Below are 24444 nucleotides of genomic sequence, written 5' to 3'. Positions count from 1 at the left end.
GGCTTCACGCTGTTTCGCGGAAGCGATAGCCCACGCCATAAAGCGTTTCGATCATGTCGAAGTCGTTGTCCACCATCTTGAACTTCTTGCGCAGCCGCTTGATGTGGCTGTCGATGGTGCGGTCGTCCACATAGACCTGTTCATCATAGGCGGCATCCATCAGCGCATCGCGGCTCTTGACCACGCCCGGGCGCTGGGCCAGCGAATGAAGGATGAGGAACTCGGTGACGGTCAGCGTCACCGGCTCGTTCTTCCAGGTGCAGGTGTGGCGCTCCTGGTCCATGGCCAGCTGGCCGCGTTCCAGCGAACGGGCCTGCACATCGTCCTTGGTCTTGGGTGCGCCTGAGGCACTGGCCTGGGCCGCGGCCTCGCGATTGGCGGAGCGGCGCAGGATCGCCTTGACCCGCTCGACCAGCAGTCGCTGGGAGAAAGGCTTGGTGATGAAGTCATCGGCACCCATCTTCAAGCCGAACAGCTCGTCGATCTCTTCATCCTTGGACGTGAGGAAGATGACGGGGATGTCGGACTTCTGCCGCAGGCGGCGCAGCAGCTCCATGCCATCCATGCGCGGCATCTTGATATCGAAGATGGCAAGCTGCGGCGGGCGTGCCAGCAATCCGTCCAGTGCGGAGGCGCCATCGGTGTAGGTTTCGACCTTGTAGCCTTCCGCCTCCAGCGCAATCGAGACCGAGGTCAGGATGTTGCGGTCGTCGTCTACAAGGGCAATCGTCTGCATCGTCATTCGCTCCGTCATTCGCTTGCGCCTCCGACCTCAAGGCAATGGGTGGCATGAGGACCTGCCGAACCGGGCGCGTTCTGGAGTATAAAGGTGGAACAAATTGTGGCGAAGCGAAATCGACGCCGCGCTGCACGAGTCCTGTCTGCGCCGTGAAGGGCAAAAAGCACCAGCTCAAAAGGCCAATTAAAACGATTTAGAAAAGAAAGTTTTTGTTTAAATCGATTAATACACTGATATCATTGTGCTTTTAAAGATTCGCTGCTTGTGGTTTCTCGAAACTGCTGTCATGGTCGGCTTGCCAAACAACGGCAGGGACGGAAAGGGACGGCAGCGCATGAAGGAAATTGGCATTCGCAATCAGGCTCTCGAGCTGCATTCTCTGGGTTTCACCGACCTGGCCGCGGTGCGTTACAACCTGCTGCCGGCCGAACTCTACGAGGAGGCGCTGCGTCTCGGCGAGGCTCAACTGACCGCCGATGGCGCCTTGCGGGCCCTGACCGGGCAGCACACCGGCCGCTCGGCCAAGGACAAGTTCGTGGTGCGTGACGCGACCACGGACGGGCAGATCTGGTGGGACAACAACAAGGCGATGTCCCCTGATCATTTCGAGGCTCTGCGTCTCGACATGATGGAGCATGCCCGCGGCCGCTCGCTCTATGTTCAGGACCTGATCGGTGGCGCGGATCGCGACAACGCACTGCCGACCCGCGTCATCACCGAATTTGCCTGGCATTCGCTCTTCATCCGCAACCTCTTGATCCGTCCTGAGCGGGCGACCCTGGCAGACTTCCAGCCGAAGCTCACCATCATCGACCTGCCGCATTTTCGCGCCGATCCCGCGCGGCACGGCTGCCGCAGCGAAACGGTGATCGCCTGCGATCTCGTCAATGGCCTCGTGCTGATTGGCGGCACTTCCTATGCCGGCGAGATGAAGAAGTCGGTCTTCACGGCGCTCAACTATCTGCTGCCGGAAAAGGGCGTCATGCCCATGCATTGCTCGGCCAATGTCGGGCCGGAGGGAGATGCGGCCGTGTTCTTCGGCCTGTCGGGCACCGGCAAGACCACGCTTTCGGCCGACCCCAGGCGCACGCTGATCGGCGACGACGAGCATGGCTGGGGTGCGGAAGGCATCTTCAACTTCGAGGGCGGCTGCTACGCCAAGACCATCCGCCTGTCGGCCGAAGCCGAGCCGGAGATTTACGCAACCACGCGTCGCTTCGGCACCGTGCTCGAAAATGTCGTGCTCGATGACAATCGCGTGCCGGATTTCAACGATGGATCGCTGACCGAGAACACGCGCTGCGCCTATCCGCTGAACTTCATTCCCAATGCCAGCGAGACCGGTGCGGCCGGGCATCCGAAGACGATCATCATGCTGACGGCCGATGCCTTCGGCGTCATGCCGCCGATCGCCCGTCTCACCGCCGATCAGGCCATGTACCATTTCCTGTCCGGCTATACCGCCAAGGTGGCCGGCACGGAAAAGGGCGTCACCGAACCGGAGGCGACCTTCTCCACCTGCTTTGGCGCGCCCTTCATGCCCCGTCATCCCAGCGAATACGGCAATCTGCTGCGCGCTCTCATCGCGCGCCATGGAGTCACCTGCTATCTGGTCAACACCGGCTGGACAGGAGGCGCCTACGGGACAGGCCGCCGTATGCCGATCAAGGCGACGCGGGCCCTCTTGTCCGCGGCACTCGATGGCTCGCTGGCAAGCGCCCACATGCGAACCGATCCGCATTTCGGCTTCGAGGTCCCGGTCGCCGTCGAGGGGGTCGATTCGTCGATCCTCGATCCCCGCTCCACCTGGGCCAATCCTGCTGCCTATGACGCGCAGGCCCGCAAGCTTGCCCACATGTTCGTCGCCAACTTCACGAAGTTCGAGAACCATGTGGATGGCGGCGTACGCGATGCCGCGCCTGGTTTGGCGCTCGCGGCCGAATAGGCGCCGGGTCGCCGACCGCCGTTCAGCCCGGCCGCGGGCGTCTGCGGCCCGGTCCTGTCGTCCGGCGGCATCTTGCCCTTGGCCGTCTCCCCATGGGATAGACGGTGACGAAAGGCAGTCCGACCATGGCAAGCGACCCCCTCCCCATCAATGATCGGATCGTGATTGCCGGCTGGGAGCTGACCGAGCAGTTCGTGCTTGCCGGCGGTCCGGGCGGGCAGAACGTCAACAAGGTCGCCACCGCCGTCCAGCTCTTCTTTCCCATCGCCACATCGCCCTCGCTGCCCGAGCGTATCCGCGACGCGGCCATCCGCTTGGCCGGCAGGAAGGTCTCGAAGGAGGGCGTGCTGATGATCGAGGCGAGCCGCTTCCGCAGCCAGGAGCGCAACCGCGAGGATGCGCGCGAACGGCTGAAAGCCCTGATCCTCGAAGCCGCACTTCCGCCACCGCCGCCGCGGCGGAAGACCAAGCCGACCCGCGGCTCCGTCGAGCGCCGCCTGAAAGAGAAAAGCGGGCGCGGCGCGATCAAGCGCATGCGCGGCCGGCCGGAGGGAGACTAGGGGATGCAGGTGCTGCCCAAGGGCTTCCGCCATCTGCCCGGCTTTCTCGATCGCGCCGCCCAGGAGGCTCTGGTGGAGGAGATCCGTGCCGTCGTTGCCGCCGCGCCACTCTACACGCCGGAAATGCCACGAACCGGCCAGCCGCTCTCCGTGCGCATGACCAATTGCGGCGCGCTCGGCTGGGTCACGGACCGCACGCAGGGCTATCGCTACCAGCCGACCCACCCGGTCACCGGCGCGGCCTGGCCGCCGATCCCGCCATCTCTCCTGGCTCTCTGGCAGAGCCTGCTCGCCACCTCGAAGCCACCCGAAGCCTGCCTCGTCAATTTCTACAGCGATACAGCACGGATGGGCCTGCACCAGGACAAGGACGAGGCGGATCACGAAACACCGGTTCTCTCGCTGTCGCTCGGCAACACCTGCCTCTTCCGTCTTGGCGGACAGGACCGCAAGGACCGCACCCTGTCGCTGAAACTGGCGAGCGGCGACGTCGTCGTTCTTGGCGGCGATAGCCGCATGGCCTTTCACGGGGTCGACCGGATCTACCCAGCCACCTCGACGCTGCTCAAGAACGGTGGTCGCATCAACCTGACCCTGCGACGCGTGACCATCTAGGCCTTCCGGCTCACAGCTTGCGCAGCGCCACCGTTTCGATCAGGTGGTTGCGACCCTTGCGCAGGATCAGATCGGCGCGCGGGCGGGTCGGCAGGATGTTCTGCCGCAGGTTCTTCAGATTGATGGTCGACCATAGCCCTTCGGCGATCGCCAGCGCTTCCGCCTCACCCGCCTGCGCATAGCGCTTGAAGTAGGAGTCCGGATCCTTGAAGGCGGTCTGGCGCAGCCGCATGAAGCGGTTGACATACCAGGAATGGATCAGCGCTTCGTCGGCGTCGATATAGATCGAAAAGTCGAAGAAGTCCGACACCATCGGCACGATCTTGCCATCGGCCGGGAGATGGCGCGATTGCAGGACATTGATGCCTTCGAAGATCAGGATATCCGGCCGATCGACGGTCTGGAACTGATCAGGCACCACGTCATAGACGAGATGCGAATAGGTCGGCGCCTGGACATTCGGATGCCCGGCCTTGATGGCCGAGAGGAAACGTAGCAGGGCGCCGGTGTCGTAGCTTTCGGGAAAGCCCTTGCGGTCCATCATCTGCTCGCGCTGCAGAATCGCGTTGGGAAAGAGGAAGCCGTCGGTTGTGACGAGATCGACCTTGGGGCTCGAGGGCCAACGCGAGAGAAGCTCGGCCAGAATACGTGCGGTCGTCGATTTGCCGACCGCCACCGAGCCGGCGATGCCGATGACGAAGGGGGTTTTGGTCTCGCCCGACATGCTGAGAAACCGCTTGCGCTGCTCGAACAGAAGCTGCGAGGATTCCACATGGGCCGAAAGCAGCCGGGACAGCGACAGGTAGATCCGGCGCACCTCGTCGAGATCAATGGGATCATTGAGCGAGCGGAGGCGATGCACCTCGTCGGCGGTCAGCGTCAGCGGCGTATCGGCGCGGAAGTGCGACCATTGCTCGGCCGAGAAGAAGTGGTAGGGCGCCGGGGCGCGCCCGTCGGCGCCGGTCTCCAGGCCATGTGGCAGCCCGGTTCTTTCACCCATCATGCCCGTCAAGCCGGGAATATCCTTGGCCGCAATCGTCATGAACCCTGCCGGTTCGCCTTTTCGCTCAGGCCCGATTGGGCCGTGCGGCCTTCCAGTTCCCGCATGACATCCTCTAACGGAATGCCGGCGATTTTCAATACGACCATCAGATGATAGAGCAGGTCCGCGCTTTCCGAAATCAGCGCACTCCGGTCACCCTCGATGGCGGCAATGACCGTTTCCACCGCTTCCTCTCCCAGCTTCTTGGCCGCCCGGGATTGACCCTTGGCGACCAGCTTGGCGGTCCAGGATTCCTCCGGCGAGACCCCGGCGCGGCGTGCCACGATGGTTTCGAGATCGGTCAGGGTAAAGTCTGTCATGCTCTGCGTCCTCATGTCCGCCAGGCCTTGGCCAGAAGGGATGGCGCTCAGTCCAGCCGCATGGCGATGCCGTTGTCGGCCATGTAGCGCTTGGCCTCGCCAATGCTGTGCGTCCCGAAATGGAAGATCGAGGCTGCGAGAACGGCTGTCGCATGGCCGTCGCGAATGCCTTCCACCAGGTGATCCAGCGTGCCGACGCCGCCAGAGGCGATGACCGGCACCGGGACCCGATCGGCAATCGCCCGGGTGAGCGCAAGGTCGTAACCGCTCTTGCGGCCGTCCCGGTCCATCGAGGTCACCAGCAGTTCGCCCGCTCCGCGCTCCACCATCTGTTCGGCAAAGCTCAGGGCGTCGATGCCTGTGGCAGTCCTCCCGCCATGGGTAAAGAGTTCCCAGCGTGGCGTTTCGCCGGCCGATGAGACCTGTTTGGCGTCGATCGAGACGACGATGCACTGGTTGCCGAATTTGTCGGCCGCCCGCGCCACGAATTCGGGATCCCGTACGGCGGCCGAGTTGATCGACACCTTGTCGGCGCCGGCCAGCAGCAGCCGGCGGATGTCTGCGATAGCCCGCACGCCGCCGCCGACGGTCAGCGGCATGAAACAATGATCGGCCGTGCGCGCCACCACCTCGACAATCGTATCACGCTCGTCGGAGGAGGCGGTGATGTCGAGAAAGCAGAGCTCGTCGGCGCCGGCGGCATCGTAGGCCTTGGCGGATTCGACGGGGTCGCCGGCGTCGATCAGGTCGACGAAGCTGACACCCTTGACCACCCGTCCGTCCTTGACGTCCAGGCAGGGAATGACGCGTGCCTTCAGGCTCATGCGGCCGCTCCTTTCGCAGCGTTCAGGAGGGCGAGCGCTTCGCGCGGGTCGATCCGTCCATCATAAAGCGCCCGACCCGAAATCGCGCCTTCAAGCCGGGCCATGGCCGGATCGGCGAGGCGGCGAATATCCTCCATGGAGGCGAGGCCGCCCGAGGCGATGACCGGGATCGACACGGCGTTTGCCAGCGCCAGCGTCGAGTCCCAGTTGATCCCGGCCAGAATGCCGTCCCTGTCGATATCGGTGTAGATAATGGCGGCCACGCCGGCTCCCTCGAACCGCTGGGCAAGCTCGATCACGCCAAGCTCGGAGGCTTCCGCCCAGCCTTCGACGGCGACCTTGCCGCCCTTGGCGTCGATACCGACAGCCACCTTGCCGGGAAAAAGGCGGCAGGCCTCGATGACCAGCGCCGGATCGCGCACCGCAACCGTGCCGAGGATCACGCGGGCGAGCCCCTTGGCGAGCCAGGACTCGATATGGTCGAGCGAGCGGATGCCGCCGCCGAGCTGCACCGGATTGCGTGTCGCCGCCAGGATCGCTTCCACGGCCGCGCCATTGACGCTTTCGCCGGCAAAGGCGCCATTCAGGTCCACGACATGCAGCCAGGAGAATCCCTGATCCTCGAAGGCGCGAGCCTGATCGGCGGGATCGGGATTATAGACGGTCGCGGCTGCCATATCGCCGAGCTTCAACCGCACGCACTGCCCGTCCTTCAGGTCGATGGCAGGAAAAAGGATCATGTCACGGCGTCCAGCGGAGGAAATTGGTGATGAGGGCGAGGCCGAGGGTCTGGCTTTTCTCGGGGTGGAACTGGGCACCAGCCTTGTTGCCATGGGCAACGAAGGCGGCGACGGCGCCGCCGTAATCGGTGGTCGCGACCAGATCGCCTGAGTTCTCTGTAGCCAGATGGTAGGAATGGACGAAATAGGCGTGCAGCCCGTCCGGGCCGGTCGGGATACCGGCAAAGAGCGCGTGCGGGCGATGCAGCGTCAACGTGTTCCAGCCGATCTGCGGCACTTTCAGGCCCGGATCGTCCGGCGTCATATGCACGACAGCGCCCGGGATCCAGCCGAGACCGCGCGTCACCCGCTTCTCCCGGCCTTCGCTCGCCATCAACTGCATGCCGACACAGATGCCAAGGAAGGGGCGGCCCTTGCGCTCCACGCTCTCGACCAACGCCTCATTCATGCCGGAAACCGCATCGAGCCCGGCGCGGCAATCGGCATAGGCGCCGACGCCCGGCAGCACGATGCGGTCGGCGCTGGCCACGCGATCCGCCCGGTCGGTCAGGTCGATCTCGGCATCGAGACCGGCTTCGCGCGCGGCCCGTTCAAACGCTTTCGTGGCCGAGCGCAGATTGCCGGACCCATAATCGATGATCGCGACACGCATGTCATCGGCTCCCATAACTGTCGAAGAGGCCCAGCGACGGCCCCGAGGCCCGGCGGGACGAGGCCGCATCGGGCGAAAGCTTCATGAGCGGCTCAGAGACGTTTTGCACCGGCTGGTCGACGGCGGCGCCATAGATCTCTTCGGCCGTGGCCAGATCGGGCGCCGGAATGATCGCTTCCAGAGTGTGTCCGCGCGCTTCCAAGCGGCGGGCGTGGAAGGCGGGACCTTCCAGTGCGACCAGCAACCGCAGCGCCAGCTCCGCCAGCAGGCCGGCCAGGGCCGCACCCGGCATGCCGCTGCCGATGGTGATCAGCCCCTGGCAGAGGAAGACCGCGATGCCCGGCAGCCACAGTCGCTTTGCGAGCAGCCAGAAGGCCGGGAAGAGAAAGGCGACCCAGGCGAACTGGTCGGCAATGAAGACCGCCCTGTCACTGTTGCGCGGGGCACCCTTCTGGAGAAGCACGAGATAGGTGGCCATCAGCGCACCCCTTCCTGGTTCAGCCTAGTCGCGGCTGCGCTGCCCGGTTCAGGCCAGCGTGCCCTTGGTGGAGGGAACGCGCCCGGCCTGGCGCGGGTCGATTTCGGTTGCCTGGCGCAGCACGCGTGCCACGGCCTTGAAGCAGGTTTCGGCGATGTGATGGTTGTTGGCGCCGTAAATGTTCTGGATATGCAGCGTGATCCCGGCGTTCTGGGCCAGCGCCTGGAAGAATTCGCGCACCAGCTCGGTGTCGAAGCTGCCGATCTTCGGCGCGCTGAAGGCCACGTTCCAGACAAGAAAGGGCCGGCCGGAGACATCCACCGCAGCGCGCGTCATCGTCTCGTCCATGGCGAGATCGATCGAGGCATAACGCGTGATGCCCCGCCGGTCGCCCAGCGCCTTGGCGATCGCCTGGCCGATGGCGATGCCCGTATCTTCCACCGTGTGGTGATCGTCCACATGGCGATCGCCCTCGGCGTTGATCTCCATGTCGATCAGCGAATGGCGCGACAGCTGGTCGAGCATATGGTCGAAGAAGCCGACACCGGTCGAAATCGTCGAGGCGCCGCTGCCGTCGAGATCGACGGTGACGGCGACGGATGTCTCGTTGGTCTTGCGGCTGATCTGGCCGGTGCGGCGGGCTGCCTCTGCCATCAGGGTCTCCGGACGTTCTGTTCGGGCCCTGATATCAGGCCGTTTCGCAAATATCGAGCGGATTTTCCCCCAGGGAGCCCACCCCTTTGCATTCCGCTTTGCCGTTCTTACATTGGCCGGGACACGGACATTCATCGCCCGCGCCAGATGCCGAATTGGCACGAAAGGCGGCGGGCCTTCAAGGATCCCCGATGAGCGAACACAATCCCTATGGTACCATGCATGCGACCACCATCATCACCGTGCGCAAGGGCGGTCAGGTGGTCATGGCCGGCGACGGCCAGGTGAGCCTTGGACAGACGGTGATGAAGGGCAATGCGCGCAAGGTGCGCCGGCTTGGCAAGGGCGATGTCATCGCCGGTTTTGCCGGCGCCACCGCCGATGCCTTCACGCTGTTGGAGCGGCTGGAAGCAAAGCTCGAGCAATATCCCGACCAGCTGATGCGGGCCGCCGTCGAGCTGGCCAAGGATTGGCGCACCAACAAATATCTGCGCAATCTCGAAGCAATGATGCTGGTGGCCGACAAGACGATCACGCTCGCCATCACCGGCAATGGCGATGTGCTGGAGCCCGAACATGGCACGATCGCCATCGGCTCGGGCGGCAATTATGCCTATGCCGCAGCCCGGGCGCTGATGGACAGTGACAAGACGGCCGAGGAAGTGGCGCGCCGCGCCATGGAGATCGCCGGCGACATCTGCGTCTATACCAACGGCAATATCGTGGTCGAGACCCTGGATGCCGCCTGACCCGACCTGTCGGGCCTATCGCTTCCGACCGGTCACGCGGGCCGATCTGCCGCGTCTGGCACTTTGGCTTGCCCAGCCGCATATCCAGGCCTGGTGGGGTCCGGTGGACGACGAGATCGACGGCATCGCGGCGGCGATCGACAGCGTCGAGACACGCCCGATGATCGTCGAGCTGGATGGCGAGCCGATCGCCTACGCCCAGAGCTACGATCCGCATCTCCAAGCGGGCCATCCTTATCAGGACCAGCCCAAGGGAACGCTCGGCATCGACCTGTCGATCGGCCCGGCCGACCGTCTCGGGCAGGGGCATGGCTCGGCCATCGCGCGGGCGCTTGCTGCCAAGCTCTTCGCCGAAGGGACGACGCGGATCGTCATCGACCCGCATCCCGACAACAGCCGGGCAATCCGCGCTTACGAGAAAGCCGGTTTCCGTTTGCTTGACCGGCGCACCACGATTTACGGTCCGGCCCATTTCATGGCGCTGGACGACGAGACCCAGAGATTGGATGAAGAATGACCACCTTTTCCCCAAGAGAGATCGTTTCCGAACTCGACCGCTTCATCATCGGCCAGCATGACGCCAAGCGCGCCGTGGCGATCGCGCTGCGCAACCGCTGGCGGCGCCAGCAGCTTTCCGACGAGCTGCGCGACGAGGTGATGCCGAAGAACATCCTGATGATCGGGCCGACCGGTGTCGGCAAGACCGAGATTTCCCGCCGCCTGGCCAAGCTTGCCGGCGCGCCTTTCATCAAGGTCGAGGCGACGAAGTTCACCGAAGTCGGCTATGTCGGCCGCGATGTCGAGCAGATCGTGCGCGACCTGGTCGAGGTCGGCATCGGCCTGGTGCGCGAAAAGAAGCGCGCGGAAGTGAAGGCCAAGGCGCATCAAAATGCCGAGGAGCGCGTGCTCGACGCCCTGGTCGGCGCCACCGCCTCGCCTGCGACGCGCGACAGTTTTCGAAAAAAACTGCGCGCCAACGAACTCGACGACAAGGAGATCGACATCGAGGTTGCCGATACCGGCACCCCGGGCGGCGGCTTCGAGATTCCCGGCATGCCGGGCGCCAATATCGGCGTGCTGAACCTGAGCGAAATGTTCGGCAAGGCCATGGGCGGGCGAACCAAGAAGGTGCGCACCACGGTCAAGGATTCCTATGACATTCTCGTCAATGACGAATCCGACAAGCTGCTCGACATGGAGGCGATCCAGCGCGAGGCCGTGCGTTCGGCCGAAAATGACGGCATCGTCTTCCTGGACGAAATCGACAAGATCGCCGCACGCGATGGCGGCATGGGAGCCGGTGTCTCCCGCGAGGGCGTGCAGCGCGACCTGCTGCCGCTCGTCGAAGGCACGACGGTGGCGACGAAATATGGGCCTGTGAAGACCGACCACATCCTCTTCATCGCCTCCGGCGCCTTCCACGTGTCAAAGCCATCCGATCTGCTGCCCGAATTGCAGGGCCGACTGCCGATCCGGGTGGAGCTGAAGGCGCTGACCAAGGAGGACTTCCGCCGCATCCTGACGGAAACCGAGGCGAGCCTGATCCGCCAGTATCGGGCTTTGCTCGACACAGAAGGCGTGACGCTGACCTTCTCCGACGATGCGCTGGATGCGCTGGCGGATGTCGCCGTGCAGCTCAATGCCAGCGTCGAGAATATCGGCGCCCGGCGGCTGCAGACGGTGATGGAGCGTGTGCTCGACGAAATCTCCTTTGCCGCGCCGGACAAGTCGGGCGAAGAACTGACGATCGATGCCGATTACGTTCGCAAGCATGTCGGCGATCTCGCCAAGAACACCGACCTGTCGCGCTACATTCTCTGAAAGGTGATCGCGCCCGGCGTTTTCAACCGGGCGCGATGTCCTGTAGAGCGGGGCAGGCGGTGCTCGCGGCTTGATTCCGACATCATTGTCAAGCATGAGCCCGCACCACCTCTTGTGCATTTTAGCGATCCGGAGTTGATACCCTTGCGCCTCGCCTTGTCTGCCCTCCTCGTCACGGCGCTGCTCGCCGTTTCTCCCGCCCGCGCCGAAGTTCGCGTGGTGCCGGAGGGCAATCGCAATGCCGAGCAGCCGCAGGTGCCGGGCGCGTCCGCCCGCCGCACCAAGGCCGGCAAGACCACCTTCGATGCGAAGTATGAGAAGGTGGTGGGACTGCTTGCGCGCGATGCCAAGCTGATGAGCAAGATCAAGGCGACGGCGCGTGCCTATGGCATCGCGCCCATCCACATGATCGGCGCCATCGTCGGTGAGCACACCTATAATGTCGATGCCTATGACCGGCTGCAGTCCTACTACGTCAAGGCGGCCGGCTATCTCGGCGACAGCTTCCGCTTCGATTACAAGGGGGAGCGGGTCGATGACTTCGTCGCCCGGCCGCAGTTTGCCGAATGCGCCGGCAAGAAGGGCTCCTATGCGCTGTGGACGTGCCGCGAAACTGTCTGGGAGCGCGATTTCCGTGGCCAGACCGTGGGTGGCGTCAGCTATCCGAACAACCGTTTCTCCGCCGTGTTCTTCCAGCCCTTCTATGCCGGCCAGACCTTCGGCCTCGGGCAGATCAATCCTCTCACGGCACTGATGCTGACCGACACGGTCTCGCGCATTTCCGGGCTGGAAAAGCTCGACGAGAACGACGCGCAGGGCGTCTATCAGGCGATCATGGATCCCGATCAATCGCTTGCCTATATGGCGGCAGCGATCCGCAGGTCGATCGATGCCTATCGCCAGATCGCGGACATGGATATTTCCAACAATCCCGGCATTACCGCGACACTCTATAATATCGGCAATCCCGACCAGCGGGCCGCGGCGTTGGCCGCGCGCAACCGTGGCGGCGCCGTGCAGTGGCCGGAAGAGAATTATTATGGCTGGCTGGTGAACGACCGGCTCGCCGAACTCCAAGCACTGCTCTGAAGCGGCGGCAGGCAGTTTCGGTACCTGCTGCACGAAACCGTCCTGCAGCTTCGGGCAGGGAGACTCCTATGGATATGAAGCCTGTCCCGTTTGAGCCGCCGGCTCCGATCCCGCATCGCGACCAGCCCTCCAAGCTGCAGATCACCCGGATCGCGCTGCGAAACCCGCTGGAGCTTTGGCGGGAGGACAGCTTTCGCTTGCCGTGGATCGAGACGCGATTTCTCGGACAGCGCACCTTGATCGTCAATCATCCGGGCCTGATCCGGCATGTGCTGGTCGAAAATGTAAGCAATTATGCCATGTCGCAGGTGCGCCAGCTCGTTCTGCGGCCGATCCTGCGCGATGGCCTTCTGACGGCGGAGGGGGAGGTGTGGAAGCGCTCGCGCAAGGCCATGGCGCCGGTCTTCACGCCCCGGCATGCAAAAGGGTTCGCGGCCCAGATGCTGGAGCGCGCCGAGGTTCATGCGGAACGCTACGCCTCGGTCAGCCTCGCCGGCGGCACCGTCAATCTCGCTGCCGACATGACCGAACTCACCTACGACATCCTGGCCGAGACGCTGTTTTCCGGCGAGATTGCGGCCGAGACGGAGAGCTTTACCCGCAGCGTCGAGGAATTGCTGCAGCGCATGGGGCGGGTGGACCCCATGGATCTGATGCTGGCACCCCGCTGGATACCGCGCCTCACCCGGTTCGGCAGCGGGCGGATGATGCGCCGCTTCGCCGCCATCGTCACGGAGACCATGGATCGACGTCGGGCCCGCATGAAGGCCGATCCCGGCGCCGTCCCGCAAGATTTCCTGACCCTCCTCCTCGAGCGCGAGGGGCCCGACGGACTGCTGACCGAGGAGATCGCCGACAATATCCTCACCTTCATTGGTGCGGGTCATGAAACCACGGCGCGGGCGCTGGCGTGGACCTTCTATCTCGTCGCCCATGCGCCGCAGTTCCGCCTGCTCATGGAGGCGGAGATCGATGCGGTGCTGGCAAGCGGCGTCGAGCCGGTGGAGTGGGCCGAGCGCATGCCGCATGTCCGCGCCGCCTTCGAGGAATCCATGCGGCTTTATCCCCCGGCTCCCTCGATCAACCGCGAAGCGATCGGCGACGATGAATGGACATCGCCCGAAGGTGAACGGGTGGTCATCCCCAAGGGCAACACCGTCCTCGTCATGCCGTGGACGCTGCACCGGCATGAGCTCTACTGGGAGAAGCCCAAGGCCTTCATGCCCGAGCGCTTCCTGCCGGGGGCGCGCGACGCGATTGCCCGTTTCCAATATCTTCCCTTCGGCGCCGGCCCGCGCGTCTGCATCGGCGCCACCTTCGCCCTGCAGGAGGCGGTGATTGCGCTCGCGGTGCTGATGCGTCGCTACCGCTTCGATGTGACGGCGCACACCAATCCCTGGCCGGTCCAGCGCCTGACCACCCAGCCGAAGGGTGGCTTGCCCATGCAGGTGACGCGGCGGGAATAGCGAAGCGCCGGCTTTTGCCCTATGTCGGCTCTCACCTGCCGGCCCGCCGGCGCAAGCCCGGACATGGCCCGTGACTGACAGACTTCTTCTCGGCATCGATACCGGCGGCACCTATACCGATGCCGTGCTCCTGCGCGAGGGCGAGACGCCCAGGATCATCGCACGGGCCAAGGCGCTCACCACCCGCCACGACCTCGCCATCGGCATCGCCGGGGCGGTCGAGGCGGTGCTGCGCGAGGCTGCCGTCCTGCCGGCGCAGGTGGCGCTCGTGTCCCTGTCGACCACCCTTGCCACCAATGCCCTCGTCGAAGGGCAGGGCGGGCGCGTCGGGCTCGTCATGGTCGGCTTCGCGCCGGAGGATCTTGCCCGCGATGGCCTCGCCGAAGCGCTGGGGCGGGATCCGGTGGTGTTCCTCAAGGGCGGGCACGATGTCCATGGCACGGAAACCCCGCTCGACCTCGAGCCTCTCGACCAAGCCTTCTTGCAGGCGGGCTGCTCCGCCTTTGCAGTCGCCGGCTATTTCGCCACGCGCAATCCCGCGCATGAACAGCGGGTGCGGGATCATCTGATCGAACGCACCGGGCTGCCCGTCACCTGCAGCCATGAACTGGCCTCCAAGCTCGGCGGGCCGCGCCGCGCGCTGACGACCCTGCTCAATGCCCGGCTCGTTTCGCTGATCGGCCGGCTGATCGGCGCCTGCGAAGGGTTTCTCTTGCAACGGGGCATTGCCGCGCCCTTGATGGTGGTGCGCGGGGATGGCGCGCTGATCTCGGCCGCGGAGGCCAAGCGCCGGCCGATCGAGACCATTCTGTCCGGGCCGGCTGCAAGCCTCGTCGGTGCGCGGTTCCTCACCGGCCTCTCCCAGGCCGTCGTGTCGGACATTGGCGGAACCACCACCGACGTGGCGGTGCTGGAAGGCGGGCGGCCCCGGCTCGACGAGGAAGGTGCGGTCGTCGGCGGCTTCCGCACCATGGTCGAGGCGGTGGCCATGCGCACCTTCGGACTGGGTGGCGATTCGGAAGTCGAGATCGACGAGCGCGGCCTTGTTGCGCGCCTGCACCTCGGCCCCCGCCGCCTGCTGCCTTTGAGCCTTATGGCGACGGAGCATCCCGACGCGGTGCTGCCGGTGCTGGAGCGTCAGCGGCGCGCCGGCCGCACGGGACGGCTGGATGGACGGTTCGCTCGGTTGAGCGGCCATCCCCTGCCTGAAAGCGGCGATGCCTCCGGGCTGACCGGGCAGGAGCTGGCGCTGCTTTCTCGCCTCACCCCGGTGCCGCAGCCGCTTGATGCGCTGCTTGGCGTCCATGCCCAGGCTGCCACGCTCGACCGGCTGGTGGCGCGCGGCCTCGTGCAGATCGGTGGCCTCACGCCTTCGGATGCGCTGCATGTGCTTGGGCGCCAGAGCCAGTGGGACGCGGAGGCTGCGCGGTTCGGGGCAGCCCTAGCCGCCGCGCGGCGCGATGGCGCCGGACGACCGATCGCCGCCGATGCCGAGGCGATGAGCCTGATGATCGTCGACCAGATGACACGGCAATCGGCCGAAGTCATCCTCTCCGCCTGCTTGGGCGAAGATGGAGCCGGCATCGACCCCGCCACCTCCAAGGCGGTGGATCGTGCCCTGACCCGGCGCCCCGGAATCGTGCGCTTCGCGCTGTCGCTCGATCGGCCGCTGGTGGCACTCGGCGCGTCGGCGCCGGTATACTATCCGGCGATTGCCGCCTTGCTAGACGCCGACGCGGCAATCCCCGCCGATGCCGGGGTCGCCAATGCGATCGGCGCCGTCGTCGGCCAGGTGCGAAAGAGCGTGAGCGTGACCGTGACCATGCCGGAAGACGGGGTGTTCCTTCTCATGGGTGGCGGAGAGCAGACGCGGCTGGGAAGCGAAGCGGAGGCGCTGGAGCGGGCCCGGCAGCAGGCGCGGGCGGCGGCCAAGGCCGAGGCTCTCGCCAGCGGCGCGGTCGACCCTGTCGTCTCGCTGGACGAAACGATCCGTGCGCCCGAAATCGAGGGACGCCGTCGGCTGGTCGAAGCGGTCATTACGGCCGTGGCCACCGGGCGTCCGCGCATCGCCGATCCCGCCTAATCGAACCTTCGGCTGATTGACAGCCCAGCCCGGCCCACGCATTGCTCTCTCCACGTCGAGAGAAGAGGAGCCTGCGATGAGCCGTGTGTCTGTGAACGGACTGATGATCGATGAAGCCTTGCACAGGTTCATCCTCTCCGAAGCGCTTCCCGGGACGGGCGTCGAGCCCGATCGCTTCTTCTCCGAATTCGCCCGGTTGATCCACGATCTGGCACCGAAGAACCGGACCCTGCTGGAAACGCGGGACCGGATGCAGGCGGAGATCGACACATGGTACCGGACGAACGGTGCGCCCCAGGATCTTGGTGCCTACACCGGTTTTCTGAAGCAGATCGGCTATCTCTTGCCCGAAGGGCCGGACTTCACCGTGTCGACGACCGGCGTCGATCCCGAGATCGCCAGTATCGCCGGGCCGCAGCTGGTCGTGCCGGTCATGAACGCCCGCTACGCGCTGAACGCCGCCAATGCGCGCTGGGGCTCGCTCTATGACGCTCTCTACGGCACGGACGCCATTCCCGAAGCGGACGGCGCCGAGAAGGGCAGGGGTTACAATCCGCAGCGTGGCAGCAAGGTCATCGCCTGGGCCCGCCATTTCCTCGATCAAAGCGTGCCGCTCGCCGAGGGAGACTGGAGCGCGGTAACCGGTTTTGCGCTGGCCGATGGCGACCTGGCGATCCATGGCGGCAAGCTGGCCGATCCCGACCAGTTCGTCGGCTTCACCGGCGAGGCGGCCAAGCCCACGTCACTGCTCTTCCGTCGCAATGGGTTGCATGTCCAGCTGGTGCTGGACGCGACGACAGAGATCGGCAAGGCCGATGCCGCCGGTATTTCGGATATCGTGCTCGAATCGGCGCTGACCGCGATCATGGACTGCGAGGATTCGATTGCGGCCGTCGATGCCGCAGACAAGACGCTGGTCTATCGCAACTGGCTGGGGCTGATGAAGGGGGATCTGACCGAGGAGGTCGAGAAAGGCGGCACGCGCTTTACCCGCCGGCTCAATCCCGATCTCGCCTTCACCCGTCCGGATGGCAGCGCCGGGCAGCTCAAGGGCCGGGCCCTGATGCTGGTGCGCAATGTCGGCCACCTGATGACCAATCCGGCCGTGCTCGACCAGGATGGCCGCGAGGTTCCCGAAGGCATCATGGACGCCATGATCACCAGCCTGATCGCGCTGCATGATATCGGCATCGGCGGCCGGCGGCAGAATTCCGTCGCCGGCTCGCTCTATATCGTCAAGCCGAAGATGCATGGGCCGGACGAGGTAGCCTTCGCCTGCGAAGTCTTCTCCCGCGTCGAAGCCGCGCTCGGCATGGCTGCGAACACGATCAAGATGGGCATCATGGACGAGGAGCGCCGCACGACGGTGAACCTCAAGGAAGCGATTCGAGCGGCACGGGAGCGCGTCGTGTTCATCAACACCGGCTTCCTCGACCGCACGGGCGACGAGATCCACACCGCCATGGAAGCCGGACCGATGATCCGCAAGGGCGACATGAAGCAGGCGGCCTGGATCGCGGCGTATGAAAACTGGAATGTCGACATCGGGCTTTCCTGCGGGCTAGCCGGCCATGCGCAGATCGGCAAGGGCATGTGGGCCATGCCCGATCTGATGGCAGCCATGCTGGAGCAGAAGATCGCTCATCCGAAGGCCGGCGCGAACACCGCCTGGGTTCCCTCGCCAACCGCCGCGACGCTGCACGCCACCCACTACCACGCCGTTGATGTCGCCGCCGTGCAGGAGAGCCTGAAGAGCCGGCCGCGCGCCCGGCTCGAGGATATCCTGTCCATCCCCGTCGCCACCCGGCCGAACTGGACGGCGGAGGAAATCCAGCGTGAACTCGACAACAATGCCCAGGGTATCCTGGGTTACGTGGTTCGCTGGATCGACCAGGGAGTCGGCTGCTCCAAGGTGCCGGATATCAACAATGTCGGGCTGATGGAGGACCGCGCCACGCTGCGCATCTCTGCCCAGCACATGGCCAACTGGCTGCATCACGGTGTCGTCTCGCCCGATCAGGTGCGCCAGACGCTGGAGCGCATGGCCGCCGTCGTCGACCGGCAAAACGAAGGCGATCCCGTCTATCGCCCGATGGCGCCGGATTTCGCCGCCTCCATCGCCTTCCAGGCGGCCTGCGATCTTGTCTTCAAGGGGCGCGAACAGCCGAACGGCTATACCGAACCGGTGCTCCACCGCCGCCGTCTGGAGCGGAAGGCCGCGTCCTGACCTGCCGCTTCGTCCTTTAGCCGACACTTTCAAACAACATAGGTCCGCGGCATTGCTGCCGCGGCCCACGAGGTCTGAAGGGACAGGATTTCCCCCGCCCGCCCGCCTTACTGCTGAACGATGACCCGGGCGCTCTTGCCCGGACGGACGCGCGAATAGAGGTCGATGATATCCTGGTTCATCAGGCGGATGCAGCCGGACGACGCGGCGGTGCCGATCGAGGCCCATTCCGGCGTGCCGTGCAGGCGGAACAGCGTGTCCTTGCCTTCATCGTTGAAGAGATACATGGCGCGGGCGCCGAGCGGGTTGCGCAGCCCCGGACCCATGCCGTCCTCGACATATTGCGCGACATCCGGACGGCGCACGGCCATTTCCTTCGGCGGGTGCCAGGTCGGCCATTCCTGCTTCCAGGCAATATAGGCGCGGCCCTGCCAGGCAAAGCCCTGCTTGCCGACGCCGATTCCGTAGCGCACGGCCTTGCCGCCCGGCAGCACGTAATAGAGGAAGCGGTTCGGCGTGTTGACGACGATGGTGCCCGGCGGTTCCTGCGTCGCATAATCGACGATCTGACGATGGAAGCGCGAATTGACCCGCTGAATCGGAATGGCCGGCAGCGCATAGCCGTGGTCCTCGACCGGGCCATAGCTGTCGGAGAAGATCTGGTTGGTGGCCACTCTTTCGCCGATCGGTGCCGAAGAACCGATCGGCGTCGTCGAGCAACCGGCGAGCGCCAGGCTGGCCACCAGGCCGCCCAGGAGGAATGCATTGCGGAAGCGCATGGGAATCTCTTAAAAGGGAGCGAAGAAGACTAGGTCGATTCGACCATCAGCCGGTCCGGTTATTTTCCAAGACGGCAGCGCTTGCAAAAGGAATGCGGCGGTGCACCGAGCATGCTCGTGCAAATCACGGCCCGCATGGTTTTTTTGCAACAAGCGATCGCTCATAGACCCCGGTCTTGTGCCGGGAACAAACGGGGAGACCCCGATGGCCATAATTTCGCTCCACAAGGACACGCCCCTGATCGACGGCCGGCAATCGGCCCGCGCAATGATGGTGCGCCGCGGCGTCCAGCGCCATCTCTACGAGCTGCGCCATGCCGTGCTGCCGGAATTGACTCTGTCGGGAGGGCGTCGGGCCGATCTCGTCTCGCTGTCGCCCAAGGGCGAGCTCTGGATCGTGGAAATCAAGACTTCGATCGAGGACTTTCGTGTGGACCGGAAATGGCCGGACTACCGGATGCATTGCGACAGGCTGTTCTTCGCCACCCATGCGGCCGTTCCGCTCGATATCTTTCCCGAAGACTGCGGTCTGATCCTCTCCGACGGCTATGGTGCGGAGATGCTGCGCGATGCGCCGGAGCACAAGCTTTCCGCCCACAGCCGGAAGGCCGTGTCTCTCAACTTCGCCCGCGCCGCCGCGCAGCGGCTGATGCTGGCCGAATGGTATGCCGACCGGCATCCCGATGCGCAAGCCGACCGGGCCGATTCGCTCTCCGACATCATCTCCGGCGCACGGGACGACAGCCTGTCCTGAGCTGCTATTTGGGGGCGCGCTTGGCGAGGATGCGCTGCAGGGTCCGGCGGTGCATGTTGAGCTGGCGCGCCGTTTCCGACACGTTGCGCTCGCAGAGCTCATAGACCCGCTGGATATGCTCCCAGCGCACCCGGTCCGCCGACATCGGATTCTCCGGCAACATGGCCCGCTCGTCGCCGCGCTGCAGGAGGGCGTTGAAGATATCGTCGGCATCGGCCGGCTTCGCAAGGTAGTCGATCGCGCCGAGCTTCACCGCCGTCACCGCCGTCGCGATATTGCCGTAGCCGGTCAGGATGATGATGCGCGTGTCGTCGCGTCTGGCACGGATGGTCTCGATGACGTCGAGCCCGTTGCCATCGCCGAGCCTGAGGTCGATCACCGCATGTTTGGGTGGCCTGGCCGCAGCGCGTGCCCGCCCTTCCGCCACCGATTCGGCAATCTCGACCGCAAACCCCCGCGCTTCCATGGCGCGCGCCAGCCGGCGCACGAACGGTCCGTCATCGTCGACGATCAGCAAGGAGGGATCATCCCCGATGTCGCTCGCACCCTCGGTCGTTGCCACGGCCCTGTCGCCGGCCGTGATGGCGTCGGATCTATCGATCATCGCCCGTCATCCTCGTCATCTCTCATCTGCTGCGTAGATAGGCAACAGCGTGCCATGTTGGAAGCTGCGGATCCCTAATTGCCGGCTCCGGCCTCGATTGCAGCCCGCGGCCATACGACGCGCACCTGTGCGCCCGGCCGCTCGGCGCCGCCATTTTCGAAGGTCAGCATCGCTCCCGAGCGTTCCAGCAACGTCTTGGCAATGAACAGGCCGAGCCCCAGCCCGCCGGCGCTGTCTTCCTTCAACCGGCGCGTCACATAGGGTTCGCCGATCCGCGCCAGAATATCGGGCGCATAGCCATCGCCATCGTCGCCGATGGTCACCGCCACCAGATCGGCGGTGGAACGCACGGTCACGGTCACCGCGCTCTTGGCGTAATCCACGGCGTTTTCGATCAGATTGCCGAGGCCATACAGGATGCCGGGATTGCGCGTGGTCACCGGTTCGCGCGTGCCGTCGCCCTCGTTCACCAGCCGGATCTCGATCCCGAATTCGCGATGCGGGGCGATCACCTCCTCGATCATGGAGGAGAGCGGCAGGTTGCGCATATGGGCCTCGTCGCTCGAAGAGAGCGTCGTCAGCCGCCGCAGGATGTCGCGGCAGCGCTCGGCCTGGCTGCGCAGCAGCTGCACATCCTCGCCGAAGCGCGGATCGGCGCCGAGCTCGCGCTCCATCTCCTTGGCGACAACGCTGATGGTGGCAAGCGGGGTGCCAAGCTCGTGCGCCGCTGCGGCTGCCAGCCCATCGAGCTGGGACAGATGCTGCTCGCGCTGCAGCACAAGCTCGGTCGCCGCCAGAGCCTCCGCAAGCTCGCTGGCCTCCAGCGACACGCGATAGGTGTAGAACGCGGCAAAAGCGGTGGTGGAGACGATCGCCGACCAGAAGCCGAGCATGAGGGCCGACGGGATGGCCAGCACCGTGCCGCCATACCAGGGCAGCGCAAAGGGCGAGAAGGCAAGCGCGGTGACACCCAAGACGGCGAGCAGGGCCAGCGCCACGCTGTACCATTTCGGCTGGGATGCGGAGGAAATGATGACCGGTACGCTGACCAGCGGCGCAAAGGGATTGGCTAGGCCGCCGGTGATGAACAGCAGCGCCGTCAGCTGGGCAAGGTCGATGCCGAGCAGCGTGAAAGCGGCTGCCGGCGGCAGCCGGTGGGCCGGCGGGTAGCGCAGCGTCAGGTGGATGTTGACCGCCGCCAGCAGGGCGATCAGCAGGAAGGAGGGAATGAGCGGCATCGGAAACCGCATCCACAGGGCCACGATCACGACGGCGATCGACTGCCCGGCCACCGCCAGCCAGCGAAGCCGCACGATGGTTTGCAGCCGCAGCGAGCGACTGGTGGTCGGATCGTCGGGTTCCCGCGTTCCGGTTGTCACCGCGCCGAGATCCACCTCCTGCTGCGTCATCGAAACATCCTTCCTGCCGGCGCCTTGTTGCGACGCGCCTCTTGCTGCCCTGTCGAGCTTCTCATGTGCCGCGCGGCTTGGCGCGGGCGGTCGGGGCCGCCTCCGCCGGGTCTTCCGGCCAGGGATGCCGGGGATAGCGGCCGCGCATCTCCGCCCGCACATCCTTCCAGCTTCCGGTCCAGAAGCCGGGAAGATCCCGGGTCATCTGGATCGGCTTCTGCCCCGGCGAGATCAGCTCGAGCAGCAGCGGCAGCCGGCCGCCGCCGATCGTCGGATGCCGCTTCAAGCCGAACAGTTCCTGAACCCGGATCGAAAGCACCGGCTCCTCGCCTTCATAGCGGATCGGGTGCCTGTTGCCGGTCGGCGCCTCGAAATGGCTCGGCACCAGACGGCCGATCTCCTGCAACGTCGTAAAGGGCACGAGCGCCAGAAGACCGGCCTGCAGCGTACTGGGCTCGATATCCTCCAGACTTCGCACTCCGTTCTGAAAGGGGACGAACCAGTGGTCCAGCTGATCGAGCAATGCGGCGTTGGAGACGTCCGGCCAAGGTTCGCCGAGATGCCGGTGCAGAAAGCCCAGCCGATCCCGCAGCTGCCGACCGTCCTTCGAGAAAGGAAGCGCCTTCAGCCCGAGCGCGCGAAGGCCATCCGCCAGGGCTTGCGCCGTCGCAACGTCGCGCGGCAGGGCCACCGGCTGGTCTTCGAGCACGATCGCACCCAGTCGCGTCACCCGTCTTGCGCGCACCTGCCGGCTCTCCTTGTCGAACCGGATCTCGGTGCCGCTCGCGATCGCGTCGGGCAGGACCGCCTCGACATCGCTCCGGCGAATCTCGGCGGCGGCGAGGATCCGCTGCCGGCCGGCCGAGCCCGTCAGGTCGGCGATGACCAGCATGTCGGCTCCCGCCAGGCGCTCCGTTTCGGGAAGCTCCGCACCCCGACCGTTCGCCATGACGAAGCGGCCGCGGCCGCCGCGCTGAAGGGCAATGCGGTCGGGAAAGGCGGAGACGAGCAATGCGCCAGCATGCAGGGGATCGGAGGGACCGGGCCTCGTGCCGGCAACACTGTCGGCCATGCGGCGGGCAAGACCGCGTGCGCCCTCGGCCCGCGGCCCCTTTTCGCTCTTGAACCGGCGCAGCCGCTCTTCGAGATCGACGCTGCCGCCGCCAAGGCCCTGTTCACCGAGGAGCACGGCCAGAAGGCTTGCCTCGCGCGCCTGACCTTCCGCGGCGGCGGCCACCACCATGGCGGCAAGGCGCGGCGGCAGGGCCAGCGCCCGCATGCGCCGCCCGACTTCGGTGAGCCGGCCGGTCGCGTCCAGCGCACCAAGCGAAACGAGCAAGGCCCGTGCTTCGCCCCAGGCAGCGGCCGGCGGCGGGTCGAGGAGAGCGAGGGCTGCAGGATCGCTCACGCCCCAGGCGGCGAGATCGAGCACAAAACCGGAAAGGTCGCTGGCGAAAACCTGGGGTGGCGTGAAGGCTGGCAGGGCCGCCGTCTGTCCGGCATGCCACAACCGAATCGCAATGCCGGGCTCGGTCCGTCCGGCTCGCCCAGCCCTCTGGTCGGCGGAGGCTCTGGACACCCTTACAGTCTCAAGCCGGGTGATCCCGGTCGCAGGCTCGAAGGCGGGCAGCCGCTGCAGCCCGCTGTCGATCACCACCCGCACCCCGTCGATGGTGATCGAGGTCTCGGCCAGAGCTGTCGCCAGCACAACCTTGCGCCGCCCAAGGGCTGCCGGACGGATCGCCTGATCCTGCTCGCCTTGCGTGAGAAGGCCATAGAGCGCGATGACATCCGTCGTTGCCGGCAGTCTGCCCTCGAGCCGCTCGGCCGTGCGAAGAATTTCAGCCTGGCCGGGAAGGAAGGCGAGAATCGAGCCCTCTTCGTCACGATGGGCAGAGAGAATCGCCTGCGCCATGGCATCCTCGATTCGCTCAGCCGGGTCGCGCGGCTGATGCCGGATCTCGACCGGAAAGGCGCGCCCCTGGCTCTCGATCACCGGCGCATCGCCCATGAGGCTTGCGATCCGCGCGCCATCAAGTGTTGCCGACATCACCAGGATACGCAGATCCTCGCGCAACGCGCCGCGCACGTCGAGCGCCAGGGCGAGCCCGAGATCGGCGTCCAGCGAGCGCTCGTGAAACTCGTCGAACAGCACCGCAGCCACGCCCGACAGTTCCGGGTCGTCGAGGATCATCCGGGTGAAGACCCCCTCGGTCACGACCTCGATACGGGTGCGCGCGGAAATCTTCGTGTCCAGACGCATGCGATAGCCCACCGTCTCGCCGACAGCTTCGCCGAGAAGCGCCGCCATGCGTCCCGCTGCCGCGCGGGCTGCCAGCCGACGCGGCTCGATCAGGATGATCCGCCGATCCTCACGCCAGGGTGCCGAAAGCAGATCGAGGGGAACCAGCGTCGTCTTGCCTGCGCCGGGAGGGGCCGAGAGAACGGCAAGCCCGCGCGTCTCGAGTGCCGTCTGAAGCGCGGCCAGAACAGCGCTGACAGGGAGCTGTGGAAGAGCAGGTAAAGGACGGCTCATGGCGCGGCACGGAAGCAGGATCTCATTCACGCTTCATAGCCCGAACGCCTGCCTTGAACCAGCATGCGGGCATTCCCACATTGTCGCTACGGGCCGGAACGCAGCTTCGTCTCTGCTTCGCAGCGAAAACCCCCGATTTCGTCCCGAACTCCGCCGCTTTTGGCCTTGCTTCTGTGCCGAAACACGGAATTTCCGTTTCCGATCAGCGACTTACAAAAAACTTTGCGATTTTGTTTTTTGGTGTGTTGACTTGGAAAAGGGGGTTCGCCTATAAACCGCTCACCAACGAGGGCGGCGGCGCTGCTGGCGACCGACGAACTCGCTCTGAAGTTTCTGACTTTTGGCGGCGGGTTTTGGG

23 protein-coding genes are annotated in these 24444 nt (G+C 65.3%); 11 read left to right on the top strand and 12 right to left on the bottom strand.

Going from position 1 to position 24444, the window contains the following annotated elements; all coding sequences use genetic code 11:
• Positions 1-4 precede the first annotated feature (4 nt).
• On the bottom strand, positions 5-736 hold the full coding sequence (locus U8330_RS19005) for a response regulator transcription factor (protein ID WP_323106814.1): 732 nt from the start codon (positions 734-736) through the stop codon (positions 5-7).
• A 337-nt stretch (positions 737-1073) separates the two neighbouring features.
• Here U8330_RS19005 and U8330_RS19000 point away from each other — a divergent pair, with 337 nt between their 5' ends.
• From U8330_RS19000 to U8330_RS18990, 3 genes are all read left to right on the top strand, one after another.
• On the top strand, positions 1074-2684 hold the full coding sequence (locus U8330_RS19000) for a phosphoenolpyruvate carboxykinase (protein ID WP_323106812.1): 1611 nt from the start codon (positions 1074-1076) through the stop codon (positions 2682-2684).
• Positions 2685-2809: 125 nt separating this feature from the next.
• Positions 2810-3244 (top strand): alternative ribosome rescue aminoacyl-tRNA hydrolase ArfB, encoded by a 435-nt coding sequence (gene arfB / locus U8330_RS18995; RefSeq protein WP_323106811.1) that lies wholly within the window; start codon positions 2810-2812, stop codon positions 3242-3244.
• A 3-nt stretch (positions 3245-3247) separates the two neighbouring features.
• On the top strand, positions 3248-3859 hold the full coding sequence (locus U8330_RS18990) for an alpha-ketoglutarate-dependent dioxygenase AlkB (protein ID WP_323106808.1): 612 nt from the start codon (positions 3248-3250) through the stop codon (positions 3857-3859).
• A 10-nt stretch (positions 3860-3869) separates the two neighbouring features.
• On the opposite strand, the gene coaA is transcribed toward U8330_RS18990, so the two are convergent.
• From coaA to hisB, 7 genes are read right to left on the bottom strand one after another with little or no spacing between them, the layout of a single operon-like run.
• Entirely contained in the window at positions 3870-4859 is a 990-nt protein-coding gene (gene coaA, locus U8330_RS18985; protein ID WP_323107366.1) for a type I pantothenate kinase, read from the bottom strand.
• A 38-nt stretch (positions 4860-4897) separates the two neighbouring features.
• Positions 4898-5221 carry a phosphoribosyl-ATP diphosphatase gene (locus U8330_RS18980; protein WP_323106807.1) on the bottom strand — a complete coding sequence of 108 codons (324 nt, stop codon included), beginning with the start codon at positions 5219-5221 and terminating at the stop codon, positions 4898-4900.
• Between the two features lie 47 nt (positions 5222-5268).
• Complete coding sequence (gene hisF, locus U8330_RS18975) at positions 5269-6045, bottom strand: imidazole glycerol phosphate synthase subunit HisF (RefSeq protein WP_323106805.1); 777 nt, start codon at positions 6043-6045, stop codon at positions 5269-5271.
• Positions 6042-6785: a 1-(5-phosphoribosyl)-5-[(5-phosphoribosylamino)methylideneamino]imidazole-4-carboxamide isomerase gene (hisA, locus tag U8330_RS18970; protein ID WP_323106803.1), complete on the bottom strand. Its 744-nt coding sequence runs from the start codon at positions 6783-6785 to the stop codon at positions 6042-6044. Before hisA ends, hisF begins: the two co-directional genes overlap by 4 nt.
• 1 nt (position 6786) lies before the next feature.
• A complete protein-coding gene (gene hisH, locus U8330_RS18965) occupies positions 6787-7437 on the bottom strand; it encodes an imidazole glycerol phosphate synthase subunit HisH (RefSeq protein ID WP_323106801.1) in 651 nt (216 codons plus the stop codon).
• Between the two features lies 1 nt (position 7438).
• A complete protein-coding gene (locus U8330_RS18960) occupies positions 7439-7915 on the bottom strand; it encodes a DUF2628 domain-containing protein (protein WP_323106800.1) in 477 nt (158 codons plus the stop codon).
• Between the two features lie 48 nt (positions 7916-7963).
• The gene (hisB, locus tag U8330_RS18955; protein WP_323106799.1) at positions 7964-8569 is read right to left on the bottom strand and encodes an imidazoleglycerol-phosphate dehydratase HisB; all 606 of its coding nucleotides are present in this window, start codon (positions 8567-8569) and stop codon (positions 7964-7966) included.
• A gap of 191 nt (positions 8570-8760) precedes the next feature.
• Here hisB and hslV point away from each other — a divergent pair, with 191 nt between their 5' ends.
• The 7 genes from hslV to U8330_RS18920 all read left to right on the top strand — a co-directional run bounded on the left by hslV (position 8761) and on the right by U8330_RS18920 (position 18004).
• Positions 8761-9318, top strand: coding sequence for an ATP-dependent protease subunit HslV (hslV, locus tag U8330_RS18950; RefSeq protein ID WP_323106798.1), 558 nt, complete (start codon positions 8761-8763; stop codon positions 9316-9318).
• On the top strand, positions 9308-9835 hold the full coding sequence (locus U8330_RS18945; protein ID WP_323106797.1) for a GNAT family N-acetyltransferase: 528 nt from the start codon (positions 9308-9310) through the stop codon (positions 9833-9835). The genes hslV and U8330_RS18945 overlap by 11 nt, the downstream gene beginning before the upstream one ends.
• Positions 9832-11139, top strand: a complete 1308-nt coding sequence (gene hslU, locus U8330_RS18940) for an ATP-dependent protease ATPase subunit HslU (RefSeq protein WP_323106796.1) — start codon at positions 9832-9834, stop codon at positions 11137-11139. Before U8330_RS18945 ends, hslU begins: the two co-directional genes overlap by 4 nt.
• 156 nt (positions 11140-11295) lie before the next feature.
• Positions 11296-12228 (top strand): DUF1402 family protein, encoded by a 933-nt coding sequence (locus tag U8330_RS18935; protein ID WP_323107365.1) that lies wholly within the window; start codon positions 11296-11298, stop codon positions 12226-12228.
• 68 nt (positions 12229-12296) lie between these two features.
• On the top strand, positions 12297-13694 hold the full coding sequence (locus U8330_RS18930) for a cytochrome P450 (RefSeq protein ID WP_323106795.1): 1398 nt from the start codon (positions 12297-12299) through the stop codon (positions 13692-13694).
• A 70-nt stretch (positions 13695-13764) separates the two neighbouring features.
• Positions 13765-15777, top strand: a complete 2013-nt coding sequence (locus U8330_RS18925; protein WP_323106793.1) for a hydantoinase/oxoprolinase family protein — start codon at positions 13765-13767, stop codon at positions 15775-15777.
• A gap of 76 nt (positions 15778-15853) precedes the next feature.
• Positions 15854-18004, top strand: coding sequence for a malate synthase G (locus tag U8330_RS18920; RefSeq protein WP_323106792.1), 2151 nt, complete (start codon positions 15854-15856; stop codon positions 18002-18004).
• Between the two features lie 107 nt (positions 18005-18111).
• Here U8330_RS18920 and U8330_RS18915 read toward each other — a convergent pair whose 3' ends face one another.
• Positions 18112-18783 (bottom strand): L,D-transpeptidase, encoded by a 672-nt coding sequence (locus U8330_RS18915; RefSeq protein WP_323106791.1) that lies wholly within the window; start codon positions 18781-18783, stop codon positions 18112-18114.
• A 205-nt stretch (positions 18784-18988) separates the two neighbouring features.
• Between U8330_RS18915 and U8330_RS18910 the strand changes: the two genes are divergently transcribed.
• Positions 18989-19537, top strand: coding sequence for an MmcB family DNA repair protein (locus U8330_RS18910; protein WP_323106790.1), 549 nt, complete (start codon positions 18989-18991; stop codon positions 19535-19537).
• A gap of 4 nt (positions 19538-19541) precedes the next feature.
• Here the strand turns inward: U8330_RS18910 and U8330_RS18905 are convergent, their stop codons facing one another.
• From U8330_RS18905 to hrpB, 3 genes are all read right to left on the bottom strand, one after another.
• Positions 19542-20141 carry an ActR/PrrA/RegA family redox response regulator transcription factor gene (locus U8330_RS18905; protein ID WP_323106789.1) on the bottom strand — a complete coding sequence of 200 codons (600 nt, stop codon included), beginning with the start codon at positions 20139-20141 and terminating at the stop codon, positions 19542-19544.
• A 74-nt stretch (positions 20142-20215) separates the two neighbouring features.
• Complete coding sequence (locus U8330_RS18900) at positions 20216-21550, bottom strand: ActS/PrrB/RegB family redox-sensitive histidine kinase (protein WP_323106786.1); 1335 nt, start codon at positions 21548-21550, stop codon at positions 20216-20218.
• A 61-nt stretch (positions 21551-21611) separates the two neighbouring features.
• Positions 21612-24086 (bottom strand): ATP-dependent helicase HrpB, encoded by a 2475-nt coding sequence (gene hrpB, locus U8330_RS18895; RefSeq protein ID WP_323106785.1) that lies wholly within the window; start codon positions 24084-24086, stop codon positions 21612-21614.
• Positions 24087-24444 lie beyond the last annotated feature (358 nt).

The organism is Rhizobium sp. CC-YZS058 (assembly GCF_034720595.1).
Classification (GTDB): Bacteria; Pseudomonadota; Alphaproteobacteria; order Rhizobiales; family Rhizobiaceae; genus Ferranicluibacter.
This window is presented reverse-complemented; position numbering and strand designations above follow the sequence as displayed.